Annotated in this window: 14 protein-coding genes; 4 read left to right on the top strand and 10 right to left on the bottom strand. The window is 60.7% G+C overall.

Translation table 11 applies throughout. The annotated features are described in order from the left end of the window. Positions 1-97 precede the first annotated feature (97 nt). Both HU731_RS06900 and HU731_RS06895 read left to right on the top strand, forming a co-directional pair. A complete protein-coding gene (locus tag HU731_RS06900; protein ID WP_186606812.1) occupies positions 98-1,033 on the top strand; it encodes a lipid A biosynthesis lauroyl acyltransferase in 936 nt (311 codons plus the stop codon). Between the two features lie 30 nt (positions 1,034-1,063). Then, positions 1,064-2,206 (top strand): patatin-like phospholipase family protein, encoded by a 1,143-nt coding sequence (locus HU731_RS06895; protein ID WP_186606811.1) that lies wholly within the window; start codon positions 1,064-1,066, stop codon positions 2,204-2,206. 112 nt (positions 2,207-2,318) lie between these two features. On the opposite strand, the gene HU731_RS06890 is transcribed toward HU731_RS06895, so the two are convergent. The 8 genes from HU731_RS06890 to puuE form a co-directional block, all read right to left on the bottom strand. Then, on the bottom strand, positions 2,319-3,104 hold the full coding sequence (locus HU731_RS06890) for an outer membrane protein OmpK (protein ID WP_032896002.1): 786 nt from the start codon (positions 3,102-3,104) through the stop codon (positions 2,319-2,321). Positions 3,105-3,127: 23 nt separating this feature from the next. Further along, a complete protein-coding gene (locus tag HU731_RS06885; RefSeq protein WP_137204238.1) occupies positions 3,128-3,496 on the bottom strand; it encodes a hypothetical protein in 369 nt (122 codons plus the stop codon). Positions 3,497-3,540: 44 nt separating this feature from the next. Further along, entirely contained in the window at positions 3,541-4,884 is a 1,344-nt protein-coding gene (locus tag HU731_RS06880; protein WP_032896003.1) for a nucleobase:cation symporter-2 family protein, read from the bottom strand. Between the two features lie 186 nt (positions 4,885-5,070). Further along, positions 5,071-6,354 carry a urate hydroxylase PuuD gene (locus tag HU731_RS06875; RefSeq protein WP_003192825.1) on the bottom strand — a complete coding sequence of 428 codons (1,284 nt, stop codon included), beginning with the start codon at positions 6,352-6,354 and terminating at the stop codon, positions 5,071-5,073. A gap of 51 nt (positions 6,355-6,405) precedes the next feature. Next, on the bottom strand, positions 6,406-6,909 hold the full coding sequence (locus HU731_RS06870) for an ureidoglycolate lyase (protein ID WP_003192823.1): 504 nt from the start codon (positions 6,907-6,909) through the stop codon (positions 6,406-6,408). Positions 6,910-7,054: 145 nt separating this feature from the next. Further along, a complete protein-coding gene (gene alc, locus HU731_RS06865) occupies positions 7,055-8,050 on the bottom strand; it encodes an allantoicase (RefSeq protein WP_186606810.1) in 996 nt (331 codons plus the stop codon). Between the two features lie 41 nt (positions 8,051-8,091). Continuing rightward, positions 8,092-8,607 carry a 2-oxo-4-hydroxy-4-carboxy-5-ureidoimidazoline decarboxylase gene (gene uraD, locus HU731_RS06860; RefSeq protein WP_044271673.1) on the bottom strand — a complete coding sequence of 172 codons (516 nt, stop codon included), beginning with the start codon at positions 8,605-8,607 and terminating at the stop codon, positions 8,092-8,094. Next, entirely contained in the window at positions 8,604-9,530 is a 927-nt protein-coding gene (gene puuE / locus HU731_RS06855) for an allantoinase PuuE (protein WP_014719292.1), read from the bottom strand. The genes uraD and puuE overlap by 4 nt, the downstream gene beginning before the upstream one ends. Positions 9,531-9,969: 439 nt before the next feature. Here puuE and uraH point away from each other — a divergent pair, with 439 nt between their 5' ends. Beyond that, on the top strand, positions 9,970-10,323 hold the full coding sequence (uraH, locus tag HU731_RS06850; protein ID WP_186606809.1) for a hydroxyisourate hydrolase: 354 nt from the start codon (positions 9,970-9,972) through the stop codon (positions 10,321-10,323). Positions 10,324-10,478: 155 nt separating this feature from the next. After that, entirely contained in the window at positions 10,479-15,677 is a 5,199-nt protein-coding gene (locus HU731_RS06845; protein WP_225931629.1) for a dermonecrotic toxin domain-containing protein, read from the top strand. Here HU731_RS06845 and HU731_RS06840 read toward each other — a convergent pair. Both HU731_RS06840 and HU731_RS06835 read right to left on the bottom strand, forming a co-directional pair. Then, positions 15,661-16,299, bottom strand: coding sequence for a LysE family translocator (locus tag HU731_RS06840; protein WP_186606808.1), 639 nt, complete (start codon positions 16,297-16,299; stop codon positions 15,661-15,663). The genes HU731_RS06845 and HU731_RS06840 overlap by 17 nt on opposite strands. A gap of 65 nt (positions 16,300-16,364) precedes the next feature. Then, positions 16,365-17,711 carry an NCS2 family permease gene (locus tag HU731_RS06835; protein WP_186606807.1) on the bottom strand — a complete coding sequence of 449 codons (1,347 nt, stop codon included), beginning with the start codon at positions 17,709-17,711 and terminating at the stop codon, positions 16,365-16,367. Between the last annotated feature and the right edge of the window lie 193 nt (positions 17,712-17,904).

The following is a 17,904-nucleotide window of genomic DNA, read 5'->3' as shown; positions in this document are numbered from 1 at the left end:
CGAAAAGTGTCGAGACTTATAACGAGAACACTCACCCGCCGCAAGCCGAGTCGAACCGTTGTAGAATGCGCGGCCCTTGTCTTTACCGGAATCTGTAATGGATCGCCCGCGTTTTCGAGCTGTATTTCTTCACCCGCGTTTTTGGCTGCTATGGCTGGGGCTCGGCCTGCTGTGGCTGGTCACTCAATTGCCGTATCGGGCCCTGTTAACCATTGGTCGCCTGCTGGGCGCGGGCATGTACCGCGTGGCGGGCGATCGTCGCCGTATCGCGGCACGCAACCTTGAGCTGTGCTTCCCGGAAAAATCCGCCAAGGAACGCAAACGCCTGCTCAAGGAAAACTTCGCTTCCACCGGCATCGCCTTCTTTGAAATGGCCATGAGCTGGTGGTGGCCCAAGCCGCGCCTGGCGCGCCTGGCCCATGTCGAAGGGCTGGAGCACCTCACTCAGGCGCAGTTGGAAGGCAAGGGCGTAATCCTCATGGCGCTGCACTTCACCACCCTGGAAATCGGCGCGGCGCTGCTGGGGCAGAAGCACACCATTGACGGCATGTACCGCGAACACGGCAACCCGCTGTTCGACTTTATCCAGCGCCGTGGCCGCGAACGCCACAACCTCGATTCCCTGGCCGTGGAGCGTGACGACGTGCGCGGCATGCTCAAACTGCTGCGCGCCGGCCGGGCCATCTGGTACGCACCGGACCAGGACTACGGCGCCAAGCAAAGCATCTTCGTGCCGCTGTTCGGCATCCAGGCCGCCACCGTCACCGCCACCAGCAAGTTCGCCCGCCTGGGCAAGGCGCTGGTGGTGCCGTTTACCCAGGAGCGCCTGGCTGACGGCAGCGGTTACCGCCTGGTAATCCATGCGCCGCTGACCGACTTCCCGGGTGAAACCGACGAGATCGACTGCCTGCGCATCAACCAGTGGGTTGAAGCCTCGGTACGCGAATGCCCCGAGCAATACCTGTGGACGCACCGCCGGTTCAAGAGCCGGCCACCGGGTGAGCCCAAGTTGTACGAAAAGCGCCGTCGATAACCCCAACCCCTTCTCACATGGAGTGACGCAATGCGCCCAGCGGAACCGGTCACAGGCTTGATTCTTTCCGGCGGCGGGGCGCGCGCGGCGTATCAGGTGGGGGTGTTGGCGGCGATTGCCGAGTTGCTGCCTGCGGGGGCAGCGAATCCTTTTCCGGTGATCGTCGGCACCTCCGCTGGTGCGATCAATGCGGTGAGCCTGGCCAGTGGCGCCAGCGATTTTTCCGCGGCCATCCAACGGCTGACGGCCTTCTGGCAGGGCTTTCGTAGCCATCAGGTGCTGCGCAGCGATTGGCCGGGGGTGATGCGCCAGGCCAGTCGTTTCCTGATCCACAGTCTGCTGGGCCTGGGCGCCCAGGTGCCGGTGGCGTTGCTCAACAGCTCACCGCTGCGCGAGCTGTTGCAGGAGCGCTTGAACCTGGACGGCATCGACGAGGCGATCCGTCGCCAGCATTTGCAGGCGGTGGCGGTGACCGCGTTTGGCTATGAGTCCGGGCAAGCGGTGACCTTCTATCAGGGCGGCGGCACCATCGATGCCTGGTTGCGCCATCGGCGTATCGGCGTGCCCACCCAATTGACCGTGGAACACCTGCTGGCCAGTTCGGCGATTCCGCTGCTGTTTGCCCCGGTCAAGCTTGGCCAGGAGTACTTCGGCGATGGCGCGGTGCGCCAGTCCGCACCCATCAGCCCGGCCTTGCACCTGGGCGCCAGCCGCGTGTTGGTGGTGGGGGTAAGCGGCAACCCACGGGGCAATGAACCTTCGGTGCAACGCACCTACACCGGCCAGCAACCGACCCTGGCGCAGATCGGCGGGCACATGCTCAACAGCACGTTCATTGACAGCCTGGAAAGCGATATCGAGCTGCTGGAGCGCTTGAACCAGTTCAGCCGCGTCGTGCCTGCGGATGCGGCGGTGCAGGGCCTGGCACCGGTAGAAGTGCTGGTGATTGCCCCCAGCCAGCCCATCGATGAAATCGCCGCACGACATCGCCAGGAGTTGCCGGCGGCACTGCGTGTGTTTTTGCGTGGGCCGGGGGCGACCAAGACCAGCGGTGCAGGGGTGTTGAGTTATCTGCTGTTCGAGGCGGGGTATTGCAGTGAATTGATCGAGCTGGGGCGCAAGGATGCGCTGGCCAAGCGCGAAGAAATCACCCGTTTCCTAGGCCTGACGTGAACCTCTGTAGGAGCGAGCTTGCTCGCGAAGAACCTGAGAACGCCGCGCTTATTTAGCATGAGCGTGGTGATCTTGAGTTTTTCGCGAGCAAGCTCGCTCCTACACAGGGCCGTCAGAAGTGGTATTTGACCAGGAAGCTCGCCGTGTCCTGAGTCGTCTTGAAGGCGCCGCTGTCTTCAATCCCGTATTTGTTCTTCCAGTAGTCGTACTCAAAACCCACATACAACTGCTTGTCGCCCCAATGCAGCGCCTTGCCCAAGTCGTATTTGACCTGTGGGTTGAAGTGCAGGTTGGCGTGGTAAGTGCCACGGGCGTTTTTGTCGTTATCCACCACCCAGTCCATAAAACCGTCGATCAACACATCGGAGTTACCCACGGGAATGGTGTACGACCATACCGGGGTGATCTGCCATACGCCGTCACCCGGGCGATTGCCTTCGGTCTGGCGCTGGTAGAAGTTCAGCTGGAAGTAGTCGAAACCGGGGATGTTCAAATCGAATGCCGGGCCCAGCAAGTAGGACTCGTTATCGCCTTCGCCGAACTCATAGGTGAAGGCCAGCAACACATCCTTGATCGGGCCGAATGACAGGTCCTGGTTGAAAATCTTGCCGAACGACAAACGCGGGCTGAACTCGCCGTAGTAAGTGTTGGGCCCGACGTTGCCGTCTTCCTTGCCGTTGTAAAAGATGCGGTCGAGGAAGAAGAAGTTGTCGCCATACTTCCACGCGTCGGCATGTTCGAAGGTGACGGTTTGCTGGATCTGCGGGTTGACGGTAAAGCTCTTGCCCCACAGGTAAGTCAGGCTGTTGTTTTGCCACTGCAACAAGTCACCGGCCACGGCTTGGCCACCGGCCAATAGCGACCCTGCCAGCATCAGGCCTTTGAACATAGGTTTCATTCGGTTGCTCCCGAGTTAAAGTTTTATGGTTTTTCTTCTACGCAGGCGCTCTGGTGTGGCGCCTTTTGGTTCGCTGCAAAAATCGTCTGTTCGGTCAGCTTTGATGCTTTTAGCAAGAGCTGCGCCAAGGTGTTCAAAAAGCCAAAAAATCCCCGTCGGCTGCAACGGATGCAGTCGAATTCAGGGGACTTTTGCGCACTTTGGCAGCAAACATCAGGCCGGGATAAGTTGGCCTTGAGGTCAGCTTTTACATTCGCTGTTTTTTTTTGAGTCGATTCGAGCGGGCGCGGAGAATACTGGCTCCCAGGCCTGGGCTCAAGTGCGCTGTAACAGAGCGCGAGGGGCAAGAATGGGGCGCGGCGTGTGGCCGGCCCCATGTCAAGGTTGTGCATGTGGGTGTTCCCTGTTTGTTGTTATTTTTGTACTAACAAAGGAATCAATGCGTATGCGCGACTTCGGGGCGCTCAGCGCCACCGAGAATGTTGAACAGAATGTTCAGCGACAGCGCGCTGAGGGTCGCCATGGCGATGCCGCTGTGGGTAATCGGGCTCATCCACAACGGCAGCTGTGCGAAGAACTCCGGGCGCACCACGGGGATCAGGCCCATGCCGATGCTCACCGCCACCAGCAACTGGTTACGGCGGTCGGCGATGTCGGCTTCCTGCAGGATCTTGATCCCAGTCGCCGCCACCATCCCGAACATCGCAATCGCCGCGCCGCCGAGTACCGCAGGTGGAATCGACGCCACCAGGTAGGCCGCCTTGGGCAACAGGCTCAGCACGATCAAGAACGCCCCGGCCATGAGCGTGACCGAGCGGCAGCGCACGCCGGTCATCTGCACCAGGCCGATATTCTGCGCGAAGGAGGAGTGGGTAAAGGTGTTGAAGAAGCCGGCAAAGAACGACGCGCCGGCATCGCACAGCAGGCCGCGCCGCAGCATCTTCGGCGTGACCTCCTGGCCGGTGATCTTGCCCAGCGCGAGGAACATGCCGGTGGACTCGACAAAAATGATCACCACCACCAGGCACATCGACAGGATCGGCGCCAACTCGAACTTGGGCATGCCAAAGTGCAACGGCGTCACCACCTGCACCCACGGCGCCTGGGCCAGGCCGCTGAGGTCGACCATGCCGATCACACCACATAGCGCGTAACCCAGGCCCATGCCGATCAGCACCGAGATGTTCACCCAGAAGCCGCGCATGAAGCGGTTGATCAGCAAGATAGTGGCCAGTACCAGGGCGGCAATCGCCAGGTAGACCGGCGAGCCAAACGTGGCGGCGGCACTGCCTCCGCCGGCCCAGTTCACTGCCACGGGAAACAGCGAAAGGCCGATGGCGGTGATCACCGTACCGGTCACCAGCGGTGGGAAAAAGCGCACCACTTTGGACATGAACGGGGCGATGAGCATGCCGAAGAACCCGGCGGCGATGGTCGCGCCGAAGATGCCCTGCAAACCGATACCGGGCATGCCGGCCATGGCGACCATGCTGCCCACGGCGGCAAAACTGGCACCCATCATCACCGGCATGCGAATGCCCATCGGGCCGATGCCGAACGACTGCACCATGGTGGCAATACCGGCTACGAGTAGGTCGGCGTTGATCAGAAAGGCGATTTCTTCACGGCTCAAGCCGGCGGCCTGGCCAATGATCAGTGGCACGGCGACGGCACCGCCGTACATCAGCAAGACGTGTTGCAGGCCTACCAGAATCAATTGCAAGAGGGGCAGCCGCACCATGGCGGGCGCGGCAGGAGTCTGCGTTTCTAACTGGGACATGCAACACCTCGAATCTTTTTATTTTTGTGTTGTTTGGCATTCAATTGCCATTAGCGCTGTTCTCAATCCTGTAGGAGCGAGCTTGCTCGCGAAGAACCCAAGAGCGCCGCGTTCATTCAGCACGTGCGCGTTATCGTTGACGTCCTTCGCGAGCAAGCTCGCTCCTACAGTGGGTGATGCACATAGTTAATTGGTGCGCGCCCCCTGGTTGATCCAGGTGCCAATCAAATCCCGCTCCTGCTGGGTCATTTGGGTAATGTTGCCCAGCGGCATGATCTGGCTGGCCACGGCCTGCGCTTGAATGCGCGCGGCTTGCTGCTGGATCTGTGCCGGTGTGTCGAACATCACCCCAGCCGGAGCGGTGCTGAACAACGGGCTGGTGGGCTTGGCCGAGTGGCACACGGTGCAGCGTTGCTCGATCACGTGGTGCACCTGGCCGAAGTCCGTGGTGGCCTGGGCCGGTGCCGGTTCAGCGGCGGGTGCGGCAGGCGCGGCCGGTTTCAAGCCACCGCCCAATGCGGTTTCCGGCAGGGGTTGGTACTCGATGGCAGCCGGTGCCTTGGCAATCGGTTCAGCCGGCTTGGGCCCGGTCACATAGGCCAGGCTGATCATCGCCAAGGCGCCCACGGGCAAGGTCCACGCATACTTCTGGCTGTCATGCCGGGTGTTGAAGTAATGGCGCACCAACACCGCCGCCACCGCGATCCCGGCCAGGATCAGCCAGTTGTATTGGCTGCCATAGGTGCTCGGGAAGTGGTTGCTGATCATGATGAACAGCACTGGCAAGGTGAAGTAGTTGTTGTGGCGTGAGCGCAACAGGCCCTTGGCCGGCAGCGCCGGGTCGGGTGTGCGGTTCTCGGCGATGGCCGCCACCAGCGCGCGTTGGGCGGGCATGATGATGCGGAACACGTTACCCACCATGATCGTGCCGATCACCGCACCCACGTGCAGGTACGCACCGCGGCCGCTGAACACTTTGCTGAAGCCGTAGGCCGCCGCAATCAACAGCACGAACAGGATCAAACCGAGCAGGGCAGGGCGTTTGCCCAGGGCCGAGTCGCACAGGAAGGAGTAGATGAACCAGCCAGCGAACAGTGAGCCGATGCCCAGCAACACGCCTTCGGTGCCGCTGAGGCTGCTGCCGGGGGCGAGCAGGTACAGCGTGGGGTTGAGGTAGAAAACCACGCACAGCAGCGCGACGCCCGACATCCAGGTGAAATAGGCTTCCCATTTGAACCAGTGCAGGTTGTCCGGCATGGTCGGCGGGGCCAGTTTGTATTTTTCCAGGTGGTAGATACCGCCACCGTGGATCGCCCACAAGTCACCGGCCAGGCCGTTCTTGGGGTTGACGCGATTAAGGTTGTTTTCCAGCCAGACGAAGTAGAAAGAAGCGCCGATCCAGGCGACGCCAGTGATCATGTGAACCCAGCGCACGCTCAGGTTCAGCCATTCCAACAGATGTGCTTCCACAGTCTTTACCTCTCGCCTGTCACCCTTGTTGTCGGGTGATCAGACCTTCTCTTATTGGTGGGGGGCGAGGATCAAACGCTCATCCTCTTTGAAAAAATGCTCATCGCAGTTATTGCCTGTGCCACTGCGATCAACCACCAGGAAGTCATCCCGCTTTTCGATCGTCAGCACCGGGTGGTGCCAGACGCCGCGATGGTAATTAATGCCCTGCCTGCCGTTGGTGACGAAGGCGCGGACCAAGCCCGATACAGGTTCATCGCCAAGTGGCGCGACCACGATCAGAAAGGGGTTGCCGAGCAGCGGAATGAAAGCCTGGCTGCCCAGCGGGTGTCTCTCCAGCATGCACACGGTCAGCGGCATGTCCTGCGCGTCGGCGCGGAAGATGCTGATGATGGCGTGGTCTTCCGGCTTTGCGGTTTCGACCGTGGCCAGTTTGTGAAAGCGCATGGTCGACCCGTTGTTGATCATGAAGTGGTCGCTGCCGTCGGTTTCGATAACGTCTCCGAAGGGGGCGAAGGCTTCTTTGGTCAAAGGTTCGATCATCAGTGTGCGCATGGCTGTCTTCTTAATCTTGAATTGTTATTGGATCTTTGTAGGAGCGAGCTTGCTCGCGAAAAACTCAAGGACACCGCGTATATCCAGAATGGGCGCGTTATCGTTGACGATCTTCGCGAGCAAGCTCGCTCCTACAGGCTCAGCATTACTTCGACACTTTGCCCAGGACACGCAGGCGACTCACGCCACCATCCGGGAACACGTTCAAGCGGATGTGGGTAATCGGCCCCAGCGCCTTGATCTGCTCGGCGAAGGTGTGTTCGGCGTGCATTTCCAGCTTCTGTGCCGGCAGCAGTTCGCGCCAGAACAGCGATTGGGTTTCGATCTGGCTGTCGGTGCCGCCTTTCACAAAGGCGCCCTGGATCGAGCAGGTGTCCGGGTAGTTGCCCTTGAAGTGCAGGGTATCGACGACGATTTTCTCGATCTCGCCCGGATGACCCAAGGCCACGATCACCCAGTCATTGCCTGGCGTGCGACGACGTGCGGTTTCCCAGCCGTCGCCCATGTTGATGCCACGGCCCGGGTTGAGGATGTTGCTCATGCGGCCGAAGTGTTCATCGGAGCAGGCCAGGGCACGACCGCCATTGAGCGCGGCAGCCAGGTCGACCTGTTCGTTGTCGCCCACCGAAGACCAGTCGCGGAACGGCACGCCGTACACACGCAGACGCGCTACGCCGCCATCCGGGTAGATGTTGAAGCGCAGGTGGCTGAACGCCTGGTCGTTGTTGATCTCGTGGTAGTGGTGGCTGTTGCCTTGCAGCTCGACGGCCGACAGCACTTGCACCCACTGGGTGTTGGCGTCCGGCTCGCCCGAGGCCAGGAAGCAGGCTTCCAGGGAGGCCGACGGCGGGAAGTTGCCGGTGAAGAATGAAGTGTCGATGTCCACGCCTTTGATCGAACCCGGCACGCCCAGGCGGATCACCGCGCTGTCGTAGCCTTCGAAGCGCTTGCGGCGTGACTCCCAGCCGTCCATCCACTTGCCGTTGTCATCGAAAACGCCCTCCTTCCACACGGCCGGGGTCGGCTGGAACAGGCGGTTGGCGTCAGCGAACCAGTCATCGGTCACCGAGATGATCTTGGTGCCCAGGCGGGCGTCGGCCAGGTTGACGAACTTCTCGAAAGGTACGGCGTAAGCTTTCATTCTTCTTGTCTGCCTTAGATAGAGTGGCTGGAGATGGACTGCTAGAGGTTCAGTAAACGGAACAACGCGATCTTGTTGATCTCGTCCAGCGCGCACTTGAACTCAGCGTCTGCCGAGTTGTGGATGCGCGTTTCGAACGCGGCGAGGATCTGGTGCCGGTTGCTGCCTTTTACCGCCATGATGAAGGGAAACTTGAACTTGGCTTTGTAGGCCTCATTCAGCTCGGTGAAGCGAGAAAACTCTTCGGCCGTGCATTGGTGAATACCCGCGCCCGCTTGTTCATCGGTGCTGGCTTGGGTCAGTTGGCCCTGAACGGCAGCTTTGCCGGCCAGGTCCGGGTGAGCATTGATCAGCGCCAGTTGCGAGGCGTGATCAGCGCTCAACAGGATATCGCTCATGCGCTGGTGCAGGGTTTCGATCTGGTCGATCGACGCGTCCTGGCCCAGGTCGAAGGCCTTTTCGGCCACCCATGGCGAGTGTTCGTAGATATCGGCGAAGGCCTGGACGAAGGCGTCGCGGCTCAAGGTCGAAGGTTTAAGGGTTTGGAACGCAGTCATTTCGCCGCTCCCGGGAAAGGGTGGGTTTGGTGCCAGTGACGGGCGATGTCCACGCGGCGGGTGAACCACACCTGGTCATGGCCTTTGACGTATTCAATGAAGCGCTTGAGCGAGGCCAGGCGTGCCGGGCGACCGATCAGGCGGCAATGCAGGCCGATCGATAGCATCTTCGGCGCCTCGGCCCCTTCGGCATACAGCACGTCGAAGGCGTCCTTGAGGTACTCGAAAAAGTCATCGCCCTTGTTAAAGCCCTGCACCTGGGTGAAGCGCATGTCGTTGGTGTCCAGAGTGTAGGGGATCACCAAATGCGGCTTGCCGTTGGGGGTGTTGGGTTCCCAGTAGGGCAGGTCGTCGTCGTAGGTGTCGCAGTCGTACAGGAAGCCACCTTCCTCCATCACCAGGCGGCGGGTGTTGGGGCCGGTGCGGCCGGTGTACCAGCCCAGCGGGCGTTCGCCGGTGAGTTCGGTGAGGATGCGGATGGCTTCGAGCATGTGCTCGCGCTCCTGGGCCTCGTCCATGTACTGGTAGTCGATCCAGCGGTAGCCGTGGCTGCAGATCTCGTGGCCGGCGGCGACCATGGCGCGGATCACATCCGGATGACGCTGGGCGGCCATGGCCACGGCGAAGATGGTCAGCGGGATATCGAATTCTTTGAACAGCTTGAGGATGCGCCACACGCCGGCACGGCTGCCGTATTCGTACAGCGACTCCATGCTCATGTTGCGCTCGCCTTGCAGCGGCTGGGCCGAGACCATCTCCGAGAGGAAGGCTTCCGACTCTTTGTCGCCGTGCAAAATGTTGCGCTCGCCGCCTTCTTCGTAGTTGAGTACGAACGACAGCGCGATGCGTGCCTTGCCCGGCCAGTGGGGGTGAGGAGGGTTACTGCCGTAACCGATCAGGTCGCGTGGGTAGTCAGCGCTCACTGCAGTCTTCCTTCTTGTTCGTGGTAGCAGATGTGTGGCGGCCGGGCAGTGGAATGACTGAATGGCGTCACAGCGATGAGTGATTGTATACAACTTATCGCAAACTTTGTAAGCCTGCATTTCTGCATTTTTTCTGAACGGGCTCTCTACGGGTCTTTGCAAGAAACTTGCCTAAGTGGTCAGGTTAAAATCAAAAAGCCCACTGTAGGAGCGAGCTTGCTCGCGAAAAACCTGAGGGCGCCACTTTTAATCCTGATAGTCCGCGTCATCGTTGACGTTTTTCGCGAGCAAGCTCGCTCCTACAGGGGGTTGGAAGGCTGTTGAATTTATTGTGTACAATTTTTTAGAAAAATGTCTTAATCAGCCATCGCCGGCTTTTTCACTGCCCTGAAAGAGTGCGGGTTTCTCTAATACTGACTTCGGGAGGCGCATAGAAGCCATGGGACGTTTGACCACACACGTTTTGGACGCCGCGCACGGCTGCCCCGGCAGCGCCATCAAGGTTGAGCTGTACCGCGTCGAAGGCGCGCAGCTGGAGCTGGTCGCCAGCGCCACCACCAACAGCGATGGCCGTTGCGACGCGCCATTGCTGCAAGGCGACGACTACCGCAGCGGCGTGTACCAACTGCAGTTCAGCGCCGGTGATTACTACCGGGCCCGCGGCGTGCAGTTGCCCGAGCCGGCTTTTCTGGACGTGGTGGTACTGCGCTTTGGCATCAGTGCCGAACAGGACCATTACCATGTGCCCCTGCTGATTTCGCCTTACAGCTACTCCACCTATCGCGGTAGCTGAGTCGTCACCTCGCTTCACACCCCCAAATGCTCTTCGTTGGTTTCGCCCGCGCACACTGCGGGCTTTTTTTTGCCTGGCGTTTGTTCAACTATCTAACGCCTGTTGCGTCAGTGGCGTGCCTAGGCTGGGTGTTTTCCTCAGGTTAAGAAAACATCATGGCCCCACCCATCGACACGACCGACCCCACTGCGCAAGCGTCCATACAGCAAATGCGCAGCCAACTGTCACGACGGATCAACAGCCACCCGCAGCCCAGCCGCCTGATCAATCAGATCGGCCTTGCCGACCAACGATGCGCCAACACAACCAAAGCCCTGATGCATTTGACGGTACGCGCGCCCAAGATCCTGACGGTGATTCGCGCAGCATTGCGCCAAGCGTTCGACATCGACCCGGACAAACTACTGTTCACCCAAGCCATGCCGCCGCCAGCACTGCACAGGGTCGACACCCTGACGGAACGGGCGCTGCTCTTGCTGGCGCTGCCTGCCGTGCCGATCAACCTTAACCAGTTCACCACGTTGAGCGTCAAGGATGAACCGGCCCGTGTCTGGCCGTTGACGCCCTTGCAGGTGCTGCAGCAAGTGATCGCCATGAAGCTGTTCGAACGTCTGGGCGCCGCGTTCAGCCGCTACTGGGAAACACTGGCGGCCGGCTCCTGGCAGACGCGTCAGGAGCACTGGTGCCAATTGCATGCCGAGTTGTTCGCTGATCGGGCCTTTATCGCGGGGCAGTTGGGCGAGCTGTCGAGTGAGGCGTCAAGCCTGGTCCAGGCGCTGATCGATGCGCCGAGCCCCGAAGCTCGCCAGCGGGCCGGGGGCGACTGGGCCAGTGCGCGCGCCAGCCAATTGATGTGGCCCGGCTCACCCGCGGTAGCGATCCCCGGCGCCTTGCACATCTATCGTGCGGATGACCCCAGTGATGTGCCGCATGTGATCTACCTGCCGGGTGTAGCGCGCAATTTTTATGAGTATCCCAGCTTCTTCTTCCTGCAGTGCGGCCTGCTGAAACTGACCAGCCAGGCGTTGTTCGACGAGCTTTGGCAGTGCCTGCCGCTCAAGCGCCGCCATGAACTTTGCCGGCCCACGCACTACACCCCGGCGAGCAGTGTCGCCCGTGGTTCGGTACTGGACGGCGATGCGTTGGCGCTGAGCGCACAGGCGCTGTTGGACGGGCAGTGGGAAAATGAATTGGCCTGTGCCTTGGCGATCAATCAGAGCCACCTGTATTCCAAACGACGGACGCCGCCTGCGCCGCTGACGGCTGCGCCTTTTCTGGCGTTCGTCGAACGTGCCAGAAAGCAGTTGGTCGGTGAGGCGCGGCTTGGCGTATCAGGCAAGTTGTTACTTGAATGGGATGCGCGGCGTCGGCAACGCGACATCTGCTTTGCCAATCGGCTGTCCGGCCAGCCCGTGCTCGCGACCTATGGTCGGCTCAAGCGCTACGAAAAGGGCTTGCTCGCGTTACTCGATGTGGCTGACCCCAGCGTCGATACCGCGCGGTTTCAGGAGGTTCTGACCCTCGAACGCGAGCGCCAGGCGCATGCGCAAACCATGGACTCACTGAGTCGTGGGGCGCAGCAACGGTTGTATGAGTATGGGTTCTGGCTCGAACGTCCAACCCAGACCGAAAAACGCGCCACCCTGTTTTTGCAGGCTCAAGGCGAGGCCTTGCGCTGCGAGGTGCAGTTGCAACACCGGCTCAAGCTGATACCGACGGCACATCGAGACCTGGTGATCAGCGTGGTGGATCAGCACCAGGCCGCCCAGCGTGAGTACGGTGAAGCGCGCGTCTTGTCGGTTTCGGTGGGCAGCGCGCCGGATGCGTTCTACCACGTGCATAACCTGCTGGTGGTCACCAAGGCGACGGCCATTGAGACGCCCGGCCGCTCGGTTCCGGTGGTGTTATGTGGGTTCGGACAATCGGGCGGGGTGGTGCCTTTTTCCAGCCTGAAAGCCCTGACTAAAAGCCTGCAGGCCAGTTTCAAGAGCAGCGATGAGTCAGTGCTCTGGAAGTGCATCGAGCGAAAGGTGCGCAAGGATCTACGCAAGCATGCCGCACGTGGCACCTTGGCAGTGCGCTACGAGCTGATCGAAAAAAGCCCTCTGGAGTCGTTGTTCAAAAAACTGATGAAGCACTATGGGACGTTGCACAAAAGCTCGGCGGGCGCGACGCAGCTTTTTGCTGAGGTCAAGAGCCCTGCGTTCAGCCGCGATCTGCTGCTGATAGAGCTGGGCGAGCATCTGAAAGTGCCGGCCAATGATCTTCTTGAGCAGAGCCAGGCCCATCTTGATGTACTGCGCACAGCCACCGTCGATGCGAAAAAGCTGCCAGCATGGCTGGCGGGCGCTTCGATCGCCCAGCGCAAGACCTTCAAGAAACGACAGGGTCGATACTTGGCCAGCGCTCTTGCCGCTGAAAACCGGCTTGGGCAGCGCCTGGAAGACCTGGAGACCTTTGCACGCACGGCCCTGATCGCCCGTTTAACGAAGGACGGTTTCTATCCGGGGCTGGATATCGACCAACCCTTACTGACCATGCCGGACGATGTCGTCAGCACTTTCTGCGGTTATGAAAGCCGCTGCACACCGGGCGATCGCAAGGAAATCCAGACCCCCAGCCTTGAGCGCACCACCTTCAGCCTGCTGCAACTGGCGTTGCATAACCTCGACCCGCAAGCGCCCTGGACGCGCAAGCGCTTGAACCACGCCACCTACCTGCAGCCGGACTGGCGCAAACGGCTGGATGCGGACTACCTGATCAAGACAATCTCCGCGCTGGATATCGGTGGCCAATACGCAGCGAAGATCGAGCGCACCTTTAAGCCGGCGGCCCAAGGGGTGAGCGAAGGCCGTATTCCCGAACTGATGCAGCGCCTGCTGCGCGACTGCGCCAAGGTACGGCTGTACTCGGCCACCCGCCAGGGGCTGAGTGCGCCTGCAAAAAGCCTGTTCAACACGGCGATGGCTGCACGAACGCCCCAGGACTTGCTGAAAAACGGCCATCGACTGAGCCTGTCGGTGGTGCATCTGGTGGGGCACACGCTACAGCATGATCGTTACATCGCCGGCATTGTGGTCATGCAGGATCAGGCCAGTGGGCGCTGTGTGGTGTACTGGCCGAACGCCGACCATGCATTGGCCGTCACCGAGTACGCCAACGTGCAAGAGGCGCATGTGGCGCTCAATCGTATTGCGGCCCAGGCCGAGCCTGCCAAGCAGCTGTCGCGGCAAGTCGCACCCGGCTGGGCATTCGAGGCCACCATCCATGCCGTCGAGCAGAGTGCTGACGACACCGTCCTGGATGATCTGCTGCAGGTGACCTACTTTTACGGCGTGTGGCGAGGCGTGGAGTTTATTCGCTCCTTCGCGATCAAGCACCTGGAGCCGACGCCGGTGCTGGAAGAGATCGAAAAGCAATTCCAGGAACAGGTCACCACTGACCCGCTGAACGCGCTGGCGATCGTGCCCACCACCCACAGCGATGCCAGCGCCTTGCTGTACCAGGCCAGAGTGCTCGATTTGCATCGCAAGACCCAGGCGGCCAGCCATTCCGCCAAGGCACTGGACCACTATCGAACCCAGCGCCTGAAAGAGCAGAGTGATACGCGCCTGCGCGCGCTGGTGGGGTTTTTCGTGCCGCCGTACGGCATGCTCAATGATGTCTACGAGTTATTGCTGGCGGCGCGGCGCTACCACCGTTTTGGCCAGGCTTCGGACGCGGTGGACGTGGGGTTCATGAGCGCCTTTTTGATGGTTGAGCTGTTGTTGAGTGTGGTCCCCGGCACCAAGCCGCGAGCGGGCGTGGTGGGTGCCATCACTCGGCGCTCGCTGGCAAGCGGGTTGAGCCGTATCCGGCATCTGCGCATGAGTGCACCCCGAACACCGGTGGGTGGCCTGTCACGCCCCACCACCCAGCTCAAAGCCTTGGAGCCTTTTCGGCTCAAGGGTGTGCCTCAAGATGCCGTTGCGCTTAAAGGCGTGGGTGAAGAGGGTGTGTACGTCAAGAATGGCGAGGCATTCGTGGCCGACGCCACGCACCGTTATCCGGTGTACCGGCGCCAGAGCGAGCAATCGCTGCGCCTGAAAAACAAACAGGTCCCGGAGGAGGATGAGCTGATTGTGCATATCCATCAGCCCCAGGAATGGTTGCTGGGCGCGGACGCACCAGCACCGGGGCCGAGTTCGGGAGTCCATCAGCCGTGGCAACCCCCCAGGCCTGAGGTGTCGGACTGGCAACCGCCGGTGCGTGTGGTGAGCGAAGACAGGATCCGCCAATTCTCCATCACAACCACGCACTGGCTGGATTGGCATGCGCCGGTTCACGCAAGCCAGCTATCGAGCTCGCCTGCGCCAGGGATATTTCATGTCGCGGCCGACCCTCAAGGCTATCCTCACCATGTGCTGCGTGTGGCGCCTGAACGTTCCAGCCTGACGGATCCAAGCAGCCGTTTTTACCGGTTGCTGCCCCCAGGTGAGGATGCCGGGCTCCATGGCATCGTGTTCATCACCCAGAATGAACCGCTGGTGTCATTGGCCAGCGTTGACATCCTGCGCTGGACAAGCACCGACCTTCACGAACAGCCGTTACCTGCATCCCGCACGGCAACGGGCGCCTGGCATTTGCATGCGCCGATTTTCGACCGGCCGTTGGAGCAGTCCGTGGCCATCGCCTTTCCCACCCTGACCAATAGAACCCGAGATCACGTGGTAAGCCGCTTGATCGAAGTGTCGGGTTCGGCGCGCCCGGCAACTGCCACGCATCTGCTCAGAGTGCGTGCAACGCTGGACGAATGGTTGCCGCCGGCCCCCGCACGGCCTGGCCGAACCGATGATTTATTGCGGCTGTTGCGACCCACCGACAGGTCGCTCAATTCGACCTTCATCAGCTTCCAGGGGGCTGCGCCGGGCATGACACGCATTGACTTCCTGCCACCTGTCAGGCCGCTACGCCGGCTGCGTCGCGGTGGCAAGGCTGTCGCGAGCGAAAGAAACACTGTGCAATATGCGGCGGTCAGTACGTTGCTTGAGGAACAGGGCTTCACCCTCAGGCATGTCCATGTGCGACGTTACGGGGCAATCCGGCGCGAGACGCTGGCCACCCACCCAAACTCCCCATCCCGGCTGTATTACGTGTCCTACCTGTGGGCGGAAAAGCCGTCTTTGCGTCTTTTCTCGACGTTAAGCGACAACTGGCTTGTGACCGGGCTCAGGAACTATACCAACGTGGCCTTGGCTGACGAAGTCAGCAGTGCCATGCGCGAGCAGCGCCTGGTACGGATCCTGGCGGGTATTCAGTGGCCGACCGGCAGCGATGTCTCGCCCACGGTGTACTTCATCAAACTGAACCCCTGACCTTCATCAGCGAGGCCAGGCCGGCGCAACCGAACAGAGCCGCACTGACGCGGTTGAACCAGCTCTGGCCGGCGCCGCTGCGCAAATACCGCGCTGCGCCATGGGCGCCGAGGCCGTAAGCCAGCTTGCACAGCAGGTCGAGTACCGTCCAGGTGGCGATCATGATCAGCAGTTGCGGTAAAAAGGCCTGCTGGGCACTGAGAAATTGCGGCAGGAAGGCGGCGAAAAACAGAATGTCCTTGGGGTTGCTGGCACCCAGTACAAACGCGCGGCCAAACAGGGCGCGAAAGCGCGGCACCGTGGGGGTTTGCGGCACCACTGCGCCCTGGCTTGGCTGGCGCGACTGTTGCCAGCTCTGCCAGGCGAGGTAAAACAGGTACAGCGCGCCGACGATCTTCAATGCGCTGAACAACTGCTCGGAGGCCAGCAACAGCGCGCCCAGGCCCAGGGCCGAGGCGCTCAACAGGCAGATCGAGGCGAACACACCACCCAGAAATGCCGGGTACGAACGGCGCAGGCCGTAGTTGAGGCTGTTGCTGATCATCAACAGCGACAGCGGGCCAGGAATCAGGATCACCACCAGCGCAGCGCCACTGAACAGCAGCCAGGTTTCCAAGGTCATTTACAGTCCTCCCTTCATGCAAAAGCCCCACCCGAAGGTGAGGCGGTTTTTCAGCCGTTCCCGAACTACAGGAAGATGAACTTGGCGATAAAGATCGCGCACAGCACCCACAGGCTGATGGAAATTTCGCGGTACTTGCCGGTGCCGGCCTTCAACGCCACATAGGTGATAAAGCCCAGGGCGATGCCGTCGGCGACCGAAAACGTCAGTGGCATCATGATCGCGGTGACGATCGCCGGAATGCTGTCGGTGGCCTCATCCCAATTGATATGGGCCATGCTCGCCATCATCAGCATCGCTACATAAATCAGCGCGCCTGCCGTTGCGTAGGCAGGGATCATGCCGGCCAGCGGCGCGAAAAACATCGCCGCCACGAACAGCACACCCACGGTCACCGCGGTCAAACCCGTACGGCCGCCAGCAGCCACACCCGCGGCACTTTCCACATAACTGGTCACCGGCGGTACACCGACCATGGCGCCGAACACGCTGGATGCACTGTCAGCCTTCAATGCGCGAGACAGGTTGTCGATCTTGCCATCGGCATTCACCAGGCCTGCGCGTTGCGCAACGCCCATCAGTGTACCGGCAGTGTCGAACATGTGTACAAAAAGAAAGGCAAATACCACGCTGATCATGCTCACATTGAACACACCCATCACATCCATTGCCATCCAGGTCGGTGCCAGGCTCGGTGGGGTGGCGAGAATGCCGTTGTAGTGCACCAGGCCCAGGCCCCAGCCGGCCAGGGTCACGGCGATGATGCTGATCAGCATCGCGCCGAATACGCGGTGATAGCTGAGGATGGCGATCAACAGGAAACACACGGCCGCCAGCAGCGGTGCCGGCTCATGCAGGGAACCGAGCTTGATCAGCGTCGCCGGGCTGTCAACAATGATGCCGGCAGTTTTCAGGCCGATCACTCCCAGGAACAAGCCCACGCCGGCGCCCATGGCATGGCGCAGGCTGACTGGAATGCTGTTGAGCAGCCATTCGCGGATGCGCGACAGCGTCAAGATCATGAACAGCACGCCGGAAATAAACACCGCGCCGAGTGCGGTCTCCCAGGTGTAGCCCATGGTGCCGACCACGGTGTAGGTAAAAAACGCGTTCAAGCCCATGCCCGGCGCCAAGCCCACGGGCCAGTTGGCGTACAGGCCCATCAGCAGGCAACCCAGCGCCGCCGCGATGCAGGTGGCGACGAATGCCGCGCCGTGATCGATACCGGCATCGGCCATGATGTTGGGGTTGACGAAGATGATGTAGGCCATGGTGATAAAGGTGGTGAGGCCGGCGATCAGCTCGGTCTTCACTGTGGTGCCATGCAAGCGCAGTTTGAACAGGCGTTCCAGCCAACCGCCTCGGGGCGCGGCCAGGTCCAACGTAGGGGCTTCGGTTTTGCGGCTATCCACAGCGAGTACTCCTCAATCGTTTTATTGTTATTTCCAGCGCCGGTTACATGAGTGGGCAACGGCGCTTTGAGGTACTGGCGGGTTTGTTGACCAAAAGGTCAGGAACTCGCACGAAGCGAATTATGCTTTTGTATACAAATAAAGCAAATAATGTTTTCGATTATCTGGGCGAAAAGGGATGAAAGGCCCACGC

The organism is Pseudomonas salmasensis, from assembly GCF_014268375.2.
GTDB classification, from domain to species: domain Bacteria; phylum Pseudomonadota; class Gammaproteobacteria; order Pseudomonadales; family Pseudomonadaceae; genus Aquipseudomonas; species Aquipseudomonas salmasensis.
The sequence above is the reverse complement of the archived record's forward strand: the minus strand, read 5'-3'. Positions and strand labels throughout refer to the sequence as shown.

Excerpts from the sequence above, each read along its gene's own strand:
- uraH (WP_186606809.1), top strand. The coding sequence starts at position 9,970 with ATGGGACGTTTGACCACACACGTTTTGGACGCCGCGCACGGCTGCCCC.
- HU731_RS06885 (WP_137204238.1), bottom strand. The coding sequence starts at position 3,496 with ATGCACAACCTTGACATGGGGCCGGCCACACGCCGCGCCCCATTCTTG.
- alc (WP_186606810.1), bottom strand. The coding sequence starts at position 8,050 with ATGAAAGCTTACGCCGTACCTTTCGAGAAGTTCGTCAACCTGGCCGAC.
- HU731_RS06840 (WP_186606808.1), bottom strand. The coding sequence starts at position 16,299 with ATGACCTTGGAAACCTGGCTGCTGTTCAGTGGCGCTGCGCTGGTGGTG.
- HU731_RS06900 (WP_186606812.1), top strand. The coding sequence starts at position 98 with ATGGATCGCCCGCGTTTTCGAGCTGTATTTCTTCACCCGCGTTTTTGG.
- HU731_RS06880 (WP_032896003.1), bottom strand. The coding sequence starts at position 4,884 with ATGTCCCAGTTAGAAACGCAGACTCCTGCCGCGCCCGCCATGGTGCGG.
- HU731_RS06890 (WP_032896002.1), bottom strand. The coding sequence starts at position 3,104 with ATGAAACCTATGTTCAAAGGCCTGATGCTGGCAGGGTCGCTATTGGCC.
- HU731_RS06895 (WP_186606811.1), top strand. The coding sequence starts at position 1,064 with ATGCGCCCAGCGGAACCGGTCACAGGCTTGATTCTTTCCGGCGGCGGG.
- HU731_RS06845 (WP_225931629.1), top strand. The coding sequence starts at position 10,479 with ATGGCCCCACCCATCGACACGACCGACCCCACTGCGCAAGCGTCCATA.
- HU731_RS06870 (WP_003192823.1), bottom strand. The coding sequence starts at position 6,909 with ATGCGCACACTGATGATCGAACCTTTGACCAAAGAAGCCTTCGCCCCC.
- uraD (WP_044271673.1), bottom strand. The coding sequence starts at position 8,607 with ATGACTGCGTTCCAAACCCTTAAACCTTCGACCTTGAGCCGCGACGCC.